The organism is Varibaculum cambriense (assembly GCF_022133705.1).
Classification (GTDB): domain Bacteria; phylum Actinomycetota; class Actinomycetes; order Actinomycetales; family Actinomycetaceae; genus Varibaculum; species Varibaculum cambriense_A.
In genome coordinates this window covers 58484-75195 of record NZ_JAKNHJ010000008.1, presented here as the reverse complement: position 1 = coordinate 75195, position 16712 = coordinate 58484, and the positions used below count along the sequence as shown (strand labels likewise).

10 protein-coding genes are annotated in these 16712 nt (G+C 52.4%); 4 read left to right on the top strand and 6 right to left on the bottom strand.

Annotated elements, in window-relative coordinates:
* Positions 1 to 139: 139 nt before the first annotated feature.
* The gene (locus L0M99_RS05245) at positions 140 to 3634 is read left to right on the top strand and encodes a proline dehydrogenase family protein (protein WP_238127997.1); all 3495 of its coding nucleotides are present in this window, start codon (positions 140 to 142) and stop codon (positions 3632 to 3634) included.
* 160 nt (positions 3635 to 3794) lie between these two features.
* On the opposite strand, the gene L0M99_RS05240 is transcribed toward L0M99_RS05245, so the two are convergent.
* The 6 genes from L0M99_RS05240 to L0M99_RS05215 all read right to left on the bottom strand — a co-directional run bounded on the left by L0M99_RS05240 (position 3795) and on the right by L0M99_RS05215 (position 11194).
* Positions 3795 to 5708, bottom strand: a complete 1914-nt coding sequence (locus L0M99_RS05240) for a hypothetical protein (RefSeq protein ID WP_238127996.1) — start codon at positions 5706 to 5708, stop codon at positions 3795 to 3797.
* Positions 5701 to 6471, bottom strand: a complete 771-nt coding sequence (locus tag L0M99_RS05235) for a hypothetical protein (RefSeq protein WP_238127995.1) — start codon at positions 6469 to 6471, stop codon at positions 5701 to 5703. The genes L0M99_RS05240 and L0M99_RS05235 overlap by 8 nt, the downstream gene beginning before the upstream one ends.
* Before the next feature lie 258 nt (positions 6472 to 6729).
* Positions 6730 to 7035, bottom strand: a complete 306-nt coding sequence (locus L0M99_RS05230; RefSeq protein WP_238127994.1) for a helix-turn-helix transcriptional regulator — start codon at positions 7033 to 7035, stop codon at positions 6730 to 6732.
* Between the two features lie 188 nt (positions 7036 to 7223).
* On the bottom strand, positions 7224 to 9698 hold the full coding sequence (locus L0M99_RS05225; RefSeq protein WP_024060034.1) for an ATP-dependent Clp protease ATP-binding subunit: 2475 nt from the start codon (positions 9696 to 9698) through the stop codon (positions 7224 to 7226).
* 223 nt (positions 9699 to 9921) lie between these two features.
* Positions 9922 to 10635: a rhomboid family intramembrane serine protease gene (locus L0M99_RS05220; protein ID WP_024060033.1), complete on the bottom strand. Its 714-nt coding sequence runs from the start codon at positions 10633 to 10635 to the stop codon at positions 9922 to 9924.
* 52 nt (positions 10636 to 10687) lie between these two features.
* Positions 10688 to 11194 (bottom strand): peptidylprolyl isomerase, encoded by a 507-nt coding sequence (locus L0M99_RS05215; protein ID WP_238127993.1) that lies wholly within the window; start codon positions 11192 to 11194, stop codon positions 10688 to 10690.
* Between the two features lie 171 nt (positions 11195 to 11365).
* Here L0M99_RS05215 and L0M99_RS05210 point away from each other — a divergent pair, with 171 nt between their 5' ends.
* From L0M99_RS05210 to L0M99_RS05200, 3 genes are all read left to right on the top strand, one after another.
* On the top strand, positions 11366 to 11875 hold the full coding sequence (locus tag L0M99_RS05210; protein ID WP_238127992.1) for a hypothetical protein: 510 nt from the start codon (positions 11366 to 11368) through the stop codon (positions 11873 to 11875).
* A gap of 540 nt (positions 11876 to 12415) precedes the next feature.
* Positions 12416 to 14734, top strand: a complete 2319-nt coding sequence (locus tag L0M99_RS05205) for an exo-alpha-sialidase (protein ID WP_238127991.1) — start codon at positions 12416 to 12418, stop codon at positions 14732 to 14734.
* Positions 14735 to 14829: 95 nt separating this feature from the next.
* Positions 14830 to 16323 (top strand): MFS transporter, encoded by a 1494-nt coding sequence (locus tag L0M99_RS05200; RefSeq protein WP_024060029.1) that lies wholly within the window; start codon positions 14830 to 14832, stop codon positions 16321 to 16323.
* The last annotated feature ends 389 nt before the right edge of the window (positions 16324 to 16712 follow it).

Genomic DNA, 16712 nt, shown 5'->3' with positions numbered 1-16712 from the left:
TCAGGGTACACACCTGCGCATCTAGTGTTACCTTGAACATGTAAGTGCGTAGAGGGTCGAGCTACCATACAGCTCGGCTCTCTACGCCTTAGGTGCGATCGATACCTATTAACAGTTTCCTAAGAAAGGACGCAAACAAATGTCAGAAAGCGTGGCTCCCCCCAAAGTTGGTGGGGAAACCGGCGACTGCCGTCACTTAGCGGACTTGGCGGTTGCTCGTGCCCAAAAATGGGTACGGGAGTCTGAGAAATACCCGGAAGATCGGGCAGCAAAACTCTTGTCCCAGGTGCTCGAAGATCAAGCAGGCCTAGACTTCACCGTTGCCTTTGTTGACGGAGTCATTCGCCCCGAGGACATTAAGGTCGCCGCCGAGGAACTAAACCGTCTCTCGTCCTCCTCCGTGAGCTTCCTGCCCTGGTACCTGCGTTTACCCTTTAAGGTAGGCGGCGCTATGGCTCCGCTGCTACCAAAAATGGTTATTCCCATTACCCGCACGGTGTTCGCGAAACTAGTCGGGGATCTGGTTCTGGACGTATCTGACGTCAAACTAGGACCGGCGATTGAACGGCTCAAGCAAGGCGGAATGCGGCTCAATATGAACCTGCTGGGTGAAGCCATCCTGGGTGATGAAGAAGCTAATAAACGGCTTACCGACACCATGGCGCTGCTGGAACGTCCCGATGTTGAATACGTATCTTTGAAGGTATCTGCAGTTACCGGCCCTCACAATCCTTGGGCATATGATCATGTGGTCGATCGAGCTGTAAAAGCTCTCCTACCGCTATATCGGCGCGCAAACTCCTATGAACCAAAGAAGTTCATCAACCTGGATATGGAAGAATATAAAGACCTCCATATGACCATTGATGTATTCAAGAAGATTCTGGAGACCCCCGGTCTAGAAAAGCTGGAAGCTGGCATCGTGTTACAGGCTTACCTGCCCGACGCCCTCCCCGCAATGCAGAACCTGCAAGAATGGGCAGCTAAGCGCGTAGCTAACGGGGGCGGACGGATCAAAGTTCGCGTAGTTAAAGGCGCGAACCTTTCGATGGAAACCGTTGATTCTCGCGAACGTGGCTGGAAACTCACTACCCAAAAGAGCAAGCAAGACACCGACTCGAACTATATGAAGGTGTTGGACTACGCCCTGACTAAAGAGCGCACTCGCAACATTAAGATCGGCGTGGCCGGGATGAACCTTTTCACCGTAGGCTTTGCCTACGAACTGGCACATGAACGCGGAGTGTTAGAGTCCGGCGGCGTAGAGTTCGAGATGCTGACCGGTATGGCTTCTCCCCAGTCCAAGGCAGTAGCCGAGGATACCGGTCATCTCCTGTTCTACGTGCCGGTAGTTAATCCGGAAGAATACGATGTGGCGATTGCCTATTTGGTGCGGCGCCTGGAAGAAAACTCGCTAGATCAGAACTTCATGTCTGATATTTTTGATCTGGATGACGCCAATGTGCTTCACAAGGAAGAGCAGCGTTTCCGGCGCGCCTTAGCGCGGGTCTATGACGTCGAGGTCGGCCCGGTCCGCCAGCAAAATCGTCTCACCGAGACGGCTGAAGATATTAAATCTTTCGTACAAAAGGATGGGGAGTGGACTTTCGAGAACACCCCGGATTCTGATCCTTCCCTACCGGAAAATATCGAATGGTCACGCCAGATCGTTAAGGCGATTCCCGATTGCCAGATTGGGATTAAAGAGGTCGAGGAAGCCACCGTTTCCGACGCTAATGTGTTGGATCAAATGCTGGCAGGAGCAGCCGCGGCCGCCGAAGTGTGGGCAGCACGTCCCGCCAAGGAACGCAGCGAGATTATTCACCGTGTTGGCGTACTAATGAGCCAAAACCGGGCGAAACTGATGGAAATCGCGGCCGCAGAATGTGGCAAAGCTTTAGATGGCGGCGATATTGAGGTATCGGAGGCCGTGGACTTCTGCCACTACTACGCGCAGCAGTGCCTAGAGCTAGAACAGCAAGCGGGCGCCAAGTTCCAGCCGGCACGGGTAACGGTTTCTACCCCGCCCTGGAACTTCCCAATCGCTATTCCTACTGGTTCGACCGTTTCGGCGTTGGCAGCAGGTTCGGCAGTGATCTTCAAGCCAGCCAAAGAATCGTGCCGCACCGGTGCACTGCTTGCCCAGATTATGTGGGAAGCGGGGGTTCCGCGTGAGGTTTTGCAGTTTGTCCAACTAGGCAATCGGGAACTCGGCAAGAACCTGATGGCTGATGAGCGGGTAGATCGCGTAATCTTGACTGGTTCGATCGACACCGCCAAGATGTTCCGTTCCTGGGACAATAATATGGGACTGTTGGCGGAAACCTCTGGTAAGAACGCTATTATTGTCACCCCCTCGGCAGATCTAGACCTGGCGGTCAAAGATATTATTAACTCGGCGTTCAGCCACTGTGGACAAAAGTGCTCCGCTTCTTCCCTGGCCATCCTGGTCGGTTCCGTCGGTTATTCCGAGAGGGTTCATCGTCAGCTACTTGACGGCGTACGTTCCCTAGTGGTGGACTACCCCTCCAACCCCTCCAGCCAAACCGGTTCGCTATGCGCTCCGGCTAAGGGGAAGCTGCTGCGCGGCCTAACCACTTTGGGGCCGGGAGAGCATTGGGCGCTCAAGCCCAAGCAGCTTGATGAATCCGGGAAACTCTGGACTCCCGGCATTCGCGCTGGGGTACAACCGGGCAGTGAATACCACCTGACCGAATACTTCGGTCCGATTCTGGGGATTATCCGCTGTGACACTCTGGAAGAAGCCATCGAGATCCAGAACGCGACCGACTATGGTTTGACCGCTGGTTTGCACTCTTTGGATGCCGATGAAATCAACCTGTGGCTGGATCGCGTACAGTCCGGTAACGTCTACGTCAACCGCGGTATCACCGGCGCTATCGTGCGCCGTCAGCCCTTCGGTGGTTGGAAGAACTCCGCGATTGGGGCGGGTACGAAAGCTGGCGGTCCGTCCTACCTGTTCGGTTTAGGCGAATGGGAGGCCGATGGTATTCCGGAAAACGAAGGCGTGGAGCTACGCAACCGTGCCTTGGTGGAAGCCGCGAAAGTAGCGCGCTCTTTGGACTCCAATAAAGAGTTCGTAATGGCCTCGCTGCGTTCTTCACAGCAGGCTCTAGACAGCGAGTTTGGCATTGGGCATGACCCCTCGGATCTGCGGGTTGAACGTAACGTGTTGCGTTACCGCCCGCTGCCGGTACTTATCCGTCTATCCGAGGGCGAGGACGCCTCTCAGGTGTTAATGCTGGCAGCTGCAGGTCGCGCCGTTGGTTCGCAGATTTCGGTATCGATGCCGCAAGAACCAGATTCCGCGTTGCTTCAGTACCTGCGCGTACAGCACATTGATTACGAGGTCGAGTCCGATCAGTCCTTCCGTGACCGTCTGCCGGCCTGGGCTGCCGCTGCCGGGCTGGATGGACGTATCCGCCTGATCGGTGGAGATGTGAAGGCAGTCAATGAAGCAGTTAATGGCAATGTGAATGTAGCGGTCTGGTCACATCCGGTGACTGCCTGTGGACGCGTAGAAATGATCCCATTTGTTCGCGAGCAGGCAGTAGCCTTCACTAACCACCGTTTCGGTAATCACACTCCCCTTTCGGAGCAGGTGAAAATCTAGGCGCTGCGCTAGTTCTATAACTAAATAAATGCCTTGCGGGGGTTGGGAAATATTTCCCAACCCCCGTATTTTTAGCTCGTAATTTGGTTATCTTCAGATGAGTTTAGATAAATACCCCTATCAGGTGGACAACAGATTTTAAAGACTTCACTCGCTAATATCAGGGCAGCCACAGGGTGTCATTACCGGCTTCCAACAGATTATTGGCTATCCCATAGGAAATAGCTCTATCTGCTAGCTGTCTAGCTGGCGCAGTTAAGGGAGAAATACCGTAAAGCAGCTTAAAGGCTTCACCTATAATCTCGGTTCGCTCCATGCTGTTAGTACGCGAGATCTGCCACCGCAAGGCGTTAGCTACCTCTGTTAGGGTCAGCGACTCCAGTTTACGAGGTAATCCAATTGGAGATTGCAGAGCGGTATTCCAGTTGAGAGGATCGACCCCAGCTGGCCAAACAGTGCGCATTCCGGGCTCTGATATCAGACGCAACCCCGAGCCGAGGCAACGACTGATCTCTTCCGGCCGCTGCTCGTGATATTCAATCCGGTACTTCTGACACAAACGGCGCGCTAAAAATTCTAGGGGCATCGGCCCCTCGGCACTAATAATACTTTTAGCGAAAGAGGTGGTAGAGCCAGCCACTGCTGGTTCATCGAGACGCTGTTTCGGGCGAGTAAAACGGGGTTGATAGTCAAAATAGCCGCGTACCCGAATAGTGATTAGCCTGGTTGAAGGCTGCCGGTCGGCATCAGCTAATATTTCCCGGGGCTTATGGGGGGCGGCGGGAGGTACCCGAGAGGGCGCCAACGGACTTTGGGCAGCTCGTCGCAAAGCCGATTCTGCTGGCGCAAGGGCTGATTCTGAGGGTTCTGACTGCGAAGCTAGCAGACTAGCTGGCATTTCATCCGGCACTTCCGCAAAAGCCGAACGCGGTGCCTCTAGTTGCGTGGCCGGATGTGCTGCTAAGTTACTCCCAGTTTCAGCGTTACTGGACACAGTATGGTTCTTGCGCGCCACGAACTCTTCGAAACTCATATTGAGTTTGGAATCAAAACCCATCTTTTGGAAATAATCCCAGATAGCAGCATCATCAAGCGGTGGTGCCTGCGTCGGCGCCACCTCAGTTGGGGCAGCTGCCGGCGTTACTGGTGCGGGCGGTGCCGGCGCCGCTGGCTTTGGGGGTGCTGCACTTGGCAAGGGCTGATCAGCAGGCGGAGCAGGCGCCGGTCGTATCTGGCTGCTGGCTAGGGTGGGAGACTGGGGGGAAAGATCCCGGCGTACCAGGGAGCGGCGAGGAGGAAACTCGCTGCCCGGAGCCAAAACATTACCCGGACTGGTTTCCGGTTTTACCTGGGATGAATTCGCCTCAGCAATATCGGCAGCGGGCGCAGGTTCGACTTCCTCTCGCCAATCCGGCGCCGGAGCCGGGCGCTGGACGGGTAGCCAGGGCATTTGTCCGCGCGAAGCACTCCATTCAGCGTTAGCAGAAACCGCAGGAGCTGGTGCGGTAGCGACCGGCTTTGGATTGCTTTGGTCAGATTTTGATTCTGCTTCCGCCGGCTGCGGCGCAGGAGTTTTACTGGATGATTGCTTCACCCCGGCACTTTCCGCAGGGTTTTGGGCACTATCGTTTTCAGCCGCGTAAGCTGCCGAGACCATAGCGGCTAGTCCCATTCCTGAGCTTTGGAAGTTATCGACCTCTTCCGCAAGCGCCTGCCCAGCAGGCTGCCCCGGGTTAGCCTCCGGTGACGCTCCCTCGGATTTTTTTCCTAAATCCGAGAGTGGTTCTAATACCAAAGATGCCGGGTTTTGGGAGATCGACTGTCCGGATTTCATCCACAACCCAAAAACTTGTTCCGCGAGTTTAGCATTACCAGTGAGCATTGCCGCCAAAGCGACCGTATCTACCAGTCGTTTCACCTGCCAACGTGGTAACTGCCCTTCCTTAATCGCGCGGCGTGCCTGCTCGATACTGACGCGCAGATCCTGTAAACGAGGATCGTCAAGTCGGGGGTTTAACTGTTTTGATATTTCCAGGCAACGCTTCGCCACTTTCCCTACCGTCAGTTTAGCCATAGCGCTTTGCCCCCTTTCGCAAACTCAAACACATCACCATTGAGGGAGTAACCAGCCAGGCGGAAACTCTTCCTGAACTTAGAAGACTAGCCGCTTTCCGCGCCTCGCGTCTGCCTGGTTCCCGCTCCGTTTGCGGTATTTGCGAAAACCATTTTAGCAGGTGGGCAACTTCGCGATCTATACCGCACATAATATGGGGCGAAACTAAAAGAGCGCACTGCGGAGAGAGCAATTTCTTACGAGTTTGTTGGGCTACTTCCTCGGTTAAATAATCATCTACCCAGGCAAAACTGGCGTCTCCGGCAGCAGCCATAACTTCGGGAAATTTTGCCCGGGGGTCACCGTTAGGGCAGCGCACCCAGGGAAGATTCTTCGAAATCCCCAGCAGTGGGGAAAGATGCTGATTCGCCCACTGATTCCAGGAGGTCGCCCACCGCACTTCGAAATATTTGCCAAGTTCCCGCAGGCGCGGACCCAGAAGGCGGGAAAGCACCACATTAACGTTAAAGGAATTATCTGGTTGTATATGTATTAAGTGGGCACGCAGCAGCGGATTGAGAATACGCCGGTTAGCCCTCCCCCACAGGTTCAGCGGCCCGTCTACATCCAGGAACAGGATCGGCTGCTCTATAGAGACTTCCCGGTGCGCGCTATCTTTAGCCGCGGCATGGTCTGTAGATTTTATTTGCGAGGACGAAATATCACCAGCAGCATTGGCCATCTCGGGTGGTAACCCGGCCTTTTTCTCTGCTACTGCCCTCACGTATCCTCCTTACGCTCCTACCTCCACATTATAGCCAGATTATAAGCAACGGAGGTGCTGCAAGGATGATTGAACCCGGCAGAGCCCGGATCGATTAAAAAAGACCGCCCTAAGCTGGAGGCTACCGGCGTCGCCGGGCAAGAATGCCCGCAGAGCATAGCCGCGCACGGGGATTACTTGCCGTTAAAGGTAAACTCCTTTTCCCCGTACCTTTGGGCAGCATCGGTCTACCTAGTCGACCCGCGCCCATTTATGTTTCTAAGCAACCCGGATACGGGCGTCACCGCGGACGAACTCTACTGCGAGCCCTCCCCCCACGGCCTCCAGATAACCCCTGATAGTGCCAACTTTGGTGCTTTCTAAATCTCCGCGTTCAATCTTGGAAACCTGTCGCTGCGAAACCCCGATACGTGTGGCCAGTTGCTGCTGCGTTAGTCCGGACGCTTCTCGCAGTTCCCGCAGTTTATAGGCGCGCACTTCCGCCATCATTCGTTGCTTATGAGAATCAACTAAAGTTCTGTCCACCGGATGTTCCGCTAGAAAATCCTCTAAAGTTACAGTCATTGGGATACCAGCTCAACATCAACCGTCCACACCTCTCAAGTTTAGAACTTATAAGTTCTAAACACAAGGGTTCAGCAGAGCTTTAAAGTCACCCTCATTTACAGCTTAACTATCCCTGTACCGAGGCACGACTAGGGACACCGAAAATATATCGGAGGGACAACTTACGGGGGACGAGTAGGTGCGGTCTACTTGCCGTTAAAGGTAAACTCCTTTTCCCCGTCCTCGCCCTCGCGCACATCGACCACGATTTCTTGACCCGGCTCGATATCTCCGAACAGAATCTTTTCGCTGAGGGCGTCCTCGATATCGCGCTGGATAGTACGCCGCAAAGGACGTGCCCCCAGTACCGGATCGAAACCGCGAGTGGCTAGTTCTTCGCGAGCCGCATCGGTGAGCCTTAGGGTCATATCTTGCTCTTGGGTGCGTTCTTGCAGTTTAGTGATCATCAAGTCCACAATCTCGCGGATTTCTTCCATCCCCAGTTGCGGGAACACGATTACTTCATCTACCCGGTTGAGGAACTCCGGACGGAACTGCTGCTTGAGTTCTTCCTGTACCCGATTCTTCATCCGTTGATAGGAACCGACCTGGTCATTATCGGCCTGGAAACCGGTTTGCACCCCTTTATTGATTTCGCGGGTGCCCAGGTTGGTGGTCATGATGATTACAGTGTTCTTGAAGTCCACCATCCGCCCTTGAGAATCAGTGAGCCGCCCATCTTCAAGCACCTGCAAGAGGGTGTTGAAAATATCGGCATGGGCTTTTTCGATTTCATCAAAGAGCACCACTGAGAAGGGCTTGCGGCGCACCTTTTCGGTAAGCTGCCCGCCCTCGTCATAACCAACATATCCGGGAGGTGCCCCGAATAGGCGGGAGGAGGTGTGCTTTTCCCCGAACTCCGACATATCCAGTTGGATTAGCGCCGACTCGTCACCAAAGAGGAACTCTGCCAAGGTCTTCGCCAACTCGGTTTTACCGACACCGGTGGGCCCGGCAAAAATGAAGGAGCCGCCAGGCCGATTCGGGTCTTTAAGCCCCGCGCGCGTCCTGCGAATAGATTTCGAGAGGGCGCTGACTGCCTCGTTTTGACCGATAACCCGCTTGTGCAGCTCATCTTCCATATGCAGCAGTTTCGCGCTTTCCTTTTCGGTCAGCTTAAACACCGGGATACCGGTGGACATTGCCAGGATTTCCGCAATAGAGTCCTCATCAACAGTGCCAATCCGGTCGCCTTCTCCCGACTTCCAGTCGGCCTCCAGCTGGGCGCGTTTTTCACCAAGTTGCTTTTCTTCATCACGCAGGCGCGCGGCTTTCTCAAAGTCTTGGGCATCAATCGCGGCTTCTTTATCGCGGCGCACCTCATCGATTTTCTCGTCCATTTCCCGAATCTCGGGGGGTGCAGTCATGCGGTGAATCCGCAGGCGCGCCCCGGCCTCGTCAATCAAATCGATCGCCTTATCGGGCAGGTAGCGATCCGAAATATAGCGGTCAGACAAAGAGGCCGCCGCCCGAATCGCGTCATCGGTAATCACTACCCGGTGGTGTGCCTCGTAACGATCCCGCAAACCGGTCAGAATCTTTACGGTATCTTCCACGCTGGGCTGTTCTACCTGCACCGGCTGGAAACGCCGCTCCAAGGCCGCATCTTTTTCAATATATTTACGGTATTCCTCGGTGGTGGTAGCCCCGATGGTCTGCAGTTCCCCGCGCGCCAGCATCGGTTTTAGGATCGAGGCCGCGTCAATCGCGCCTTCGGCGGCACCTGCCCCCACCAGGGTGTGAATCTCGTCAATGAATAGAATAATGTCCCCGCGGGTGCGGATTTCTTTCAGAACTTTCTTTAAGCGTTCCTCGAAGTCGCCGCGGTAACGCGATCCGGCGATCAACGACCCCATATCCAGGGAGTAAATATGCTTGTCTTTAAGGGTTTCGGGGACGTCTCCGCGCACAATCGCCTGCGCGAGCCCCTCTACTACTGCGGTTTTACCCACCCCAGGTTCCCCGATCAACACCGGGTTGTTCTTGGTGCGCCGCGAAAGGATCTGCATGACCCTTTCCATCTCGTTGACGCGCCCGATCACCGGATCTAGTTTGTTTTCCCGCGCCGCCTCCGAAAGGTTCCGTCCAAACTGGTCGAGGATGGCTGAACCTGACTTTTGCGGCTTTTGGGTGCCGGTGCCCACCCCCACGGTTTCTCCGCCTGCTTCATTTTGCCCCGCTCCCGGGTATCCGGAGAGCAAATGAATCACGTTTTGGCGAATACTTCCCAGGTCAGCGCCCAGATTGGTGAGCACCTGGTTCGCGACGCCTTCGCCCTCGCGAATCAGCCCCAACAGGATATGTTCGGTACCAATATAGTTGTGTCCCAACTGCAGCGCTTCCCGCATCGACAGTTCTAAGACTTTCTTGGCACGCGGAGTAAAGGGGATATGGTCTTTCGAATCGTTCTCGCCCTTGCCGATGATCTCAATGACCTGATCGCGCACGCCCTCGAGGGAAATGTTCGCCATTTCCAGGGCTTTCGCGGCTACGCCTTCGCCCTCGCGAATCAGCCCCAACAGGATATGTTCGGTGCCGATATAGTTATGCTCCAGGCTGCGCGCCTCATCTTGCGCCAGCACCACTACCCGGCGCGCCCGATCTGTAAAGCGTTCGAACATTTTACTCCTTGACCTTTGGAGAGGATTCTTTCGGTTAGGGAATTGACTCCACTATGTACATTATTAGGTTTTTACCCGTGCCCTCGCCTGGTTTCACTACCGGCTAAGGTTATTTTTTTACGAGGACGAGGACGTCGCAGCGAGGAAATACGTCACCCACCGGACTCAGGGGACCACCTTTGGAATCTTAGGGGTTCCCCCAGAGCGGGTTGGATGGTTTTTCTCAGATATAGCAGGCCACGGTAATCACCAGCAGTAACGCTACTGATAGCAGGGTGACCAGTATATTTCCGATGATTTGCGTGCGTTTAACGGTGGCGGTGGCGCGCTGTCGATCCACCACGTCCGGCAGGCCTGTCCCCAGTTTTTTCCGTCCCCGTCTACCCGAGATCACAGCCACCAGGTGCAACGCCCATCCGATAAGTGCTCCCACCAGGGCACCCCCTAAATGTCCTTGCCAAGACACATTAGGGATCACGAACCCGATCAGCAAGTTGATTATTAGCAACCCACCCAGAGCGCTGGAGGAGCCGTGTAGGTTGCGGGTGTAGACGAATACTCCCGCACATAATCCCAACACTGCTCCGGAGGCGCCGACTACCGCCTGCTGCTGCCCGGTTATGAGTGCCCACACCAGGGTGCCGAGCGATCCTCCCCAGGCAGAGAGCAGGTAGATCAGTAGGATCTGATAGTTGCTCATCACCCGGCGAGCGAGCTCACCCAGGATGTACAAGAACGCCATATTGGACGCTAAATGCACGATCCCGCCATGCAAGAAGGCAGCGGTCAAAAACCGCCAGGGCTGGGTGAACCCCAAGCCAGGATAGAACAGAAACTGCTCTACCAGGCTGGGAGCCAACCAGGAAGCCACATAGACAATCCCGCAGGCAATGATGAGAGCGTTGATTATATTGACGCGCTGCTTAGAGTTCGTCATCTATCCCGATGCTTTTTATTGCCACCGCTGAATTGGCGCAAGCCACAGCTTATTAGCTGATTTCGATGGATTCGATGGTGATGTCATCGAGCGGACGATCACGTCCGTCGGTGCTCACCGCGGCAATCGCATCAACCACGTCGCGGGAGGCCTGGTCAGTTACTTTTCCGAATACGGTGTGTTTGCCGTTTAGCCATTCGGTGGGTACCTGGGTGATGAAGAACTGGGATCCGTTGGTTCCCGGGCCGGCATTGGCCATGCCTAGCACGTAGGGTTCATTAAAGTTAAGTTCCGGTACGATCTCGTCCCCGAAACGGTAACCGGGGCCGCCAGTGCCGGTGCCTAGGGGATCGCCGGTCTGAATCATGAAACCTTGGATGACGCGGTGGAAAATCACCCCGTCATAAAGGGGTTCATTGGATTTAAGTCCGGTTGCCGGGTTTTGCCATTCGCGCTCGCCAGTGGCTAAACCTTTGAAGTTGTTTACCGTAATCGGAGTTTTATCCGCAAATAGTTCGACTTTAATGTCGCCTTTTGAAGTGTGAATTGTTGCTTCCATAGTTCTTATCCTTTCATGAAAGCCAAATTACCGACACTCAAGCTTACCGAACAGTAGCTAAATCTGGGACTATTCTTCCCACAAGCTAGGCGGTAACGTTTAGACTAAGAGAGTACAAGCTGTCGCTACCGAGGCGGAGCGCTTCGGTATGCCTAAGACAAAGGAGCGAACATGAAGAAATGCTGCCCGCATGAGCTGCTAAAACAGGCACGGAGTTTGGCAGACCAAGGGAAAGATATTGTTCTTGAGGGCGCTCAAGATCTGCAAGAAAAAGTGAGCAGTGAACTAGTACCGGGTGTAGAACATGCGGTAGACAATGTGCGTGACCAGTTCCATGAGGTAAAGAAGCATTCCGAGAAGTCTTTGAAGGAGGCTGCTAAGCAAGTGAAGAAACAATCAGCAGAAACATTTGGTAAACCGGAGCCCAAGCGGGGGCGTAAGACCCTACTATTCCTGGTACTAGCTGCCGTAGCCGGTGGCATTGGGTATGTACTGTACCGGCGTTCGCAACCAGTTGACGATCCCTGGGCAGAAGAATACTGGGAGGATGTAGAAGTGAGCGAATTCGATCCGCAAGAAGCTGCAGAAAAGGCTCAGGACAAGGCCAAAGAGGTGGCCGAGGACGTAGCCGATAAAGCCGACAAAGCCGTTGACGCAGTAAAAGACAAGGTTGAAAAGTAACCCGTAAGTCATTCAAATAGTTAACAATGCCCTCCCTGCCCAAAGCAGGGAGGGCATTGTCTTACCACTTTTCAGATTTAATACCCGATTAGATATTAAACCACGTTTCAAGGATGTCTAGAGCCTACATAAGTTTGGTTATCAGCGTCCATAGATAAAGAAGAGACCTATGAATTCAGTTATTCATCAGACACCTAGTTAAATATTTATACATCTATTATTTAATTTTAATAATATCGCGCTATTTAGCTATCGTTTTCAAGTTATTTGTCAGACGTCCTATGTTTATTGTAAGCTTGTATCCGCCAACGTAATTTATGGAATGGAAGACAACGATGTCGGGTAGTTAGATTTGTATATCTCACCTATTCCCATCAGGGACTACGTGAGATATACACCATGACTCTGTTGTAAACGATCAATCAGGCGAGATATTTTGCAGCAGAATCCATCAATTTGGACATACCAGTCAGGCGAGCAGTCACCGATTACATAAAACTTTAACGCAACTGGCGATAACTGATACAAGGAGGCAAGATTATGAGTCGCAAAGACGCTACGCAGGATCTGGAAGAAAGGTTCTCTACAAACGGACAACCCGTAGATAACAGTAAGCTGTGCACCCTCGTTAAACAGGATGATTGCGGTATTATCGACATTAATCTAGCAACGACAATGCCTGGATGTATTTTCCGAGCAAATGGGAAAAACGGCTGTATTGAGCTCAATATTTCTAGTGGGCAAATCACCGGATTTGTACGTAGCGGACACGAACACCGAATCATTGACGCCGAAGATGTACCCGGAATTGATGACGGTTTCGCACACTCGGTGGCTCTTTCATCGAACGAATCTGGTATGCACCTATTCTTCGACGGCTACGAAGCATTCTCAACCTCCCTGCCATCATGGTTTTCACAGATTGAACTCGAGGACATCATAATCAATCCCCAAGGTGTCCACAAGGTCATACACTTCGCGGTTTGGGCTGGTCAAACGGAACCAGATTTTCCTCTTTCAATAGCACGCACACCAAACCCGGTTGTAGAGTTTGGTGGCTCTGCGTTATCACCTTGGGATGTGCGCAAAGTTAGTGGACTTACCAAGGGAAGCGTGCGGGCAAAATTCCGCACTCGTGGCGAAGGTCAGTTTGGTGTGATCATGGCTGCTGAAGGAGCGCAAGGCGCTATGCGTCTAGGTATCGAACAAGGGGATAGTTTCTATTTCCATGCATCGGTAGATACCGAGGTTATTGCTGAAATTACGGCGCCGGGACACTGGGATGATGGAAGGGTTCATGAGCTCGTGCTCGTAAGCGGAAGGGGCGCTACCACGATATTCGTAGATGGATACGAAGTAGTTCATTCCCCAGGAGCAGTTTTCTTCGACGATATTGGAAATCTGAAAAACGTCCTAGTTGGAGAGGATCTGGATGGAACCAAACTATTCGGAGAAGTCTCCTCAGCAGAGATCTATCAACAGGTTCTGACTGACCATCAAATAAAAAGACTAGCTGGTGTTGCCCCTTTAGTAACTCAAGCACTCTTCGATACGGGGTTGATGGGTGCTAAGAATTACCGCATTCCCTCAATTATCACCTGCAAATCAGGAGTGGTTCTCGCAGGCGCCGACCAGCGAGTAAGTATCGCAAACGACAGTCCGAACGACATTAATTTTGTTATTCGACGTAGTCTGGATAATGGTAAGACCTGGACAGATCCTCAGACAGTACTCCAGTACCCGGGAAGTGGAAGACTGGGAGCCTCGGTTATTGACTCCGTCCTCGTACAAGATGAATCATCAGGTCGCGTGATCTGCCTGATCGATCACTTTCCCGGCGGAATCGGGCAGCCGAACGCCAAGGTTGGCACCGGATACTCGGAAGATGGCACTAAAATTCTACACGACCGTGATGGCAACGAGTATCACCTGATGGATGACGGAATAGTTAACAACTTAGACGGCACATCCACTAACTACCTTGTAGACAAGCATGGAAATGTGACAGTTCAGGGCGAACCAGCTGGAAATATCTATCTAGCGCCAGGAGTCGACTCTAACGAATCATTATTCGAACATCCCTCATGCCACTTGCTCATGGTTTTTAGTGATGACGATGGGGAAACCTGGAGCGCCCCTGTAGACCTGACTCCTCAGATTAAAGAGGAGTGGATGCGTTTTTGTGGAACCTCCCCGGGGAATGGAATCCAGCTTCAGATTGGAAAGCACAAGGGACGAATCTTGGTTCCGATTTACTTCAACCATGAGAGCGGTTTGGCATTTTCGTGTGCAGCTGCCTATTCCGATGATGGTGGCGAAACTTGGCATCGTGGGCAATCGCCGAACGATGGCCGGGTAGTTGACGGAAAAGAAGTATTTGCCCGAAATCTCGAGGACGAGCGAGCCTACTGTCACGAATCTGTCCTAGTAGAAGGGGAAGACGGCACTGTCCACGTCTGGATGAGGAATCTGAATCCCCGCGGTCGAGTTGCTCACGCAATAAGCGATGACGGTGGCGAAAACTGGGGAGAAGTCACATTTGTTGAACAAATACCTGAAATATTTTCGCAGCCGAACGCTATTCGGGTCTACGATGAGGATTCAAAGCCGGCAATCCTGTTTGCGAATGCTTCCCAGCTTCTCCCTTTCAGGGGACGGGGGGTCGTGCGGCTATCCTATGATGACGGATTAACATGGCCGCATAACAAAGTCTTTAACCCGCGGCACTATGTATACCAATGTATGACCCAAATGCCCGATGGAACGATTGGTCTCCTGTGGGAGAGAGAACTGCAAGGAGTTTTCTTCACCTCGTTTCCTCTGGCTTGGGTTAAAGAATCGAACTCAACTATCAGCTGAATGCAGCTTGTACTCTTGCTCTTTTTATTAAAAAACACTCGCCTTTTGCGCTATCCAGCAAACCTTTTAATAGACGTTTCAAAGGAGAAATAAAAATGTCTCAACAAACAAAGAAAATACCCTGGTATAAGGAAATCGGGGCACAACGTTGGAAGGCGTTTTTCGCCGCCTGGATTGGAGTGGTGCTAGACGGATATGATTTTGTCTTAATATCATTGGTGCTTTCCGAGATTATCGACACTTTCAGTCTGACACTTGTTGAAGGAACCGCCCTGGTTTCCGCCGCATTCATCTCCCGGTGGTTTGGCGGACTAGTTCTGGGCGCTATGGGAGACAAGCATGGACGTAAACCTGCGATGATTGCTTCGATTCTTCTGTTCACAATTGGGTCTTTAATGTGTGGTCTGGCTCCAAATTGGACGGTTCTTTTCCTCGCGCGTTTACTTATCGGCTTTGCTATGGCGGGAGAGTATTCCTCTTCTGCGACCTATATTATTGAACTTTGGCCAGTTCGTATGCGCAACCGCGCTTCGGGTTTCATGCTTTCTGGCTACGCCGTTGGATCGATTCTTGCAGCACAGATATACCGTTTGCTTGTGCCCTGGGTAGACAGTTGGCATCCCAACTGGGGGTGGCGTGCACTATTCCTAACCGGAATGATTCCGATTCTTGTAGCTTTATATATGCGCCGTCGCCTTCCAGAGGCTGAGGATTGGGAAAGTGTTAAGCAGTCCGATGATAATGAACGCCTGCATGAAGGAAATATGCTTACCATCCTTTACAGGGGGAAAAATCGGGTAGTTAATTATCTACTTACCGTGTTAGCTTTGACTCTCTTACTCCTAATTTTCACGAGCATTGTTCATGGCGGACTGTTAGTTACCTTGCTGGCACTCGTATGTGCGGGGATTTTCGTGTGGTTTGTTTACCAGTCCGATCCGACCCGTTGGGCGGTGGGCGTTGCCATTATGTTGACGATTTTTTGCTCATTCATCTACACCTGGCCAATTCTTGGTTTATTGCCGACATATTTGAAGAGCGATCTATCTATGGATGCCGGACTAGTAGCGGCTATCGTTTCGTATGCCAACCTCGGCAATATGTGTGGTTATATTCTTTCGGGATTCCTTGGCGACAAACTAGGAATGCGCCGCTGGTACGTAATCTCCCTGCTTTTATCCCAAGTCCTAGTATTCCCTTGTTTTATGGTCGGGGGAAAGTATGCAGTCCTGATCGGTATCTTGTTATTCTTCCAGCAAATGTTTGGGCAAGGCATTTCGGGACTTGCACCCAAGTGGGTCTCTAGCTACTTCCCTATTGAAAAGCGTGCTGCGGGGCTAGGCTTCTGCTATAACGTTGGTGCCCTAGGGGGTGCAGTTGGACCAATCGTGGGAGCTTCCATCTCATCTGCTGTTCCCTTGGGGATAGCCTTGGCAACTATTTCGGTTGGAGGTGCGCTCGTAGTTATTCTCTCTGTCGGGCTGAACCTTCCACGCAGAATTCAAGCTGCAATTAATCCTGCCACGGTTCGACCAGAAGACGGTAGGGACGAGAGTGAATTGCCTACCCTCGACCCGGTTGCAGAATAAGAAAATCTAAATAGAAATTTGCGCGGTCTTTTATTTTACAAGACCGCGCAAATTTTATTGTGCTTGAAACATGATGGTGATTTTATGAAGCTGGATGCGAGTACGGGACATTACCCCGACTCGTGAAGTTTTTGGGGATTTTCTTTTGGATTTACGCTGTTAGAGGTGTCTTGGTTGGCGGTTTTGGTTGGGCTGTTCAGTCTAAGCCTTATTTGCGTAAAGTCAGAAGAGCTTCAGGTGAGGTTGCTGTGTAGATAGTGGAAAAGCAGGGGCGTGGGAAGCGGGCAGCGAAGCATATTGGTTCGGCAAATGAGTAGTGCGAACTTGCTTTTTACTGCAGGTAGGGCATCTTATTACCTCTCACCGCGCTCCCCTTCGGGTGGGATAAG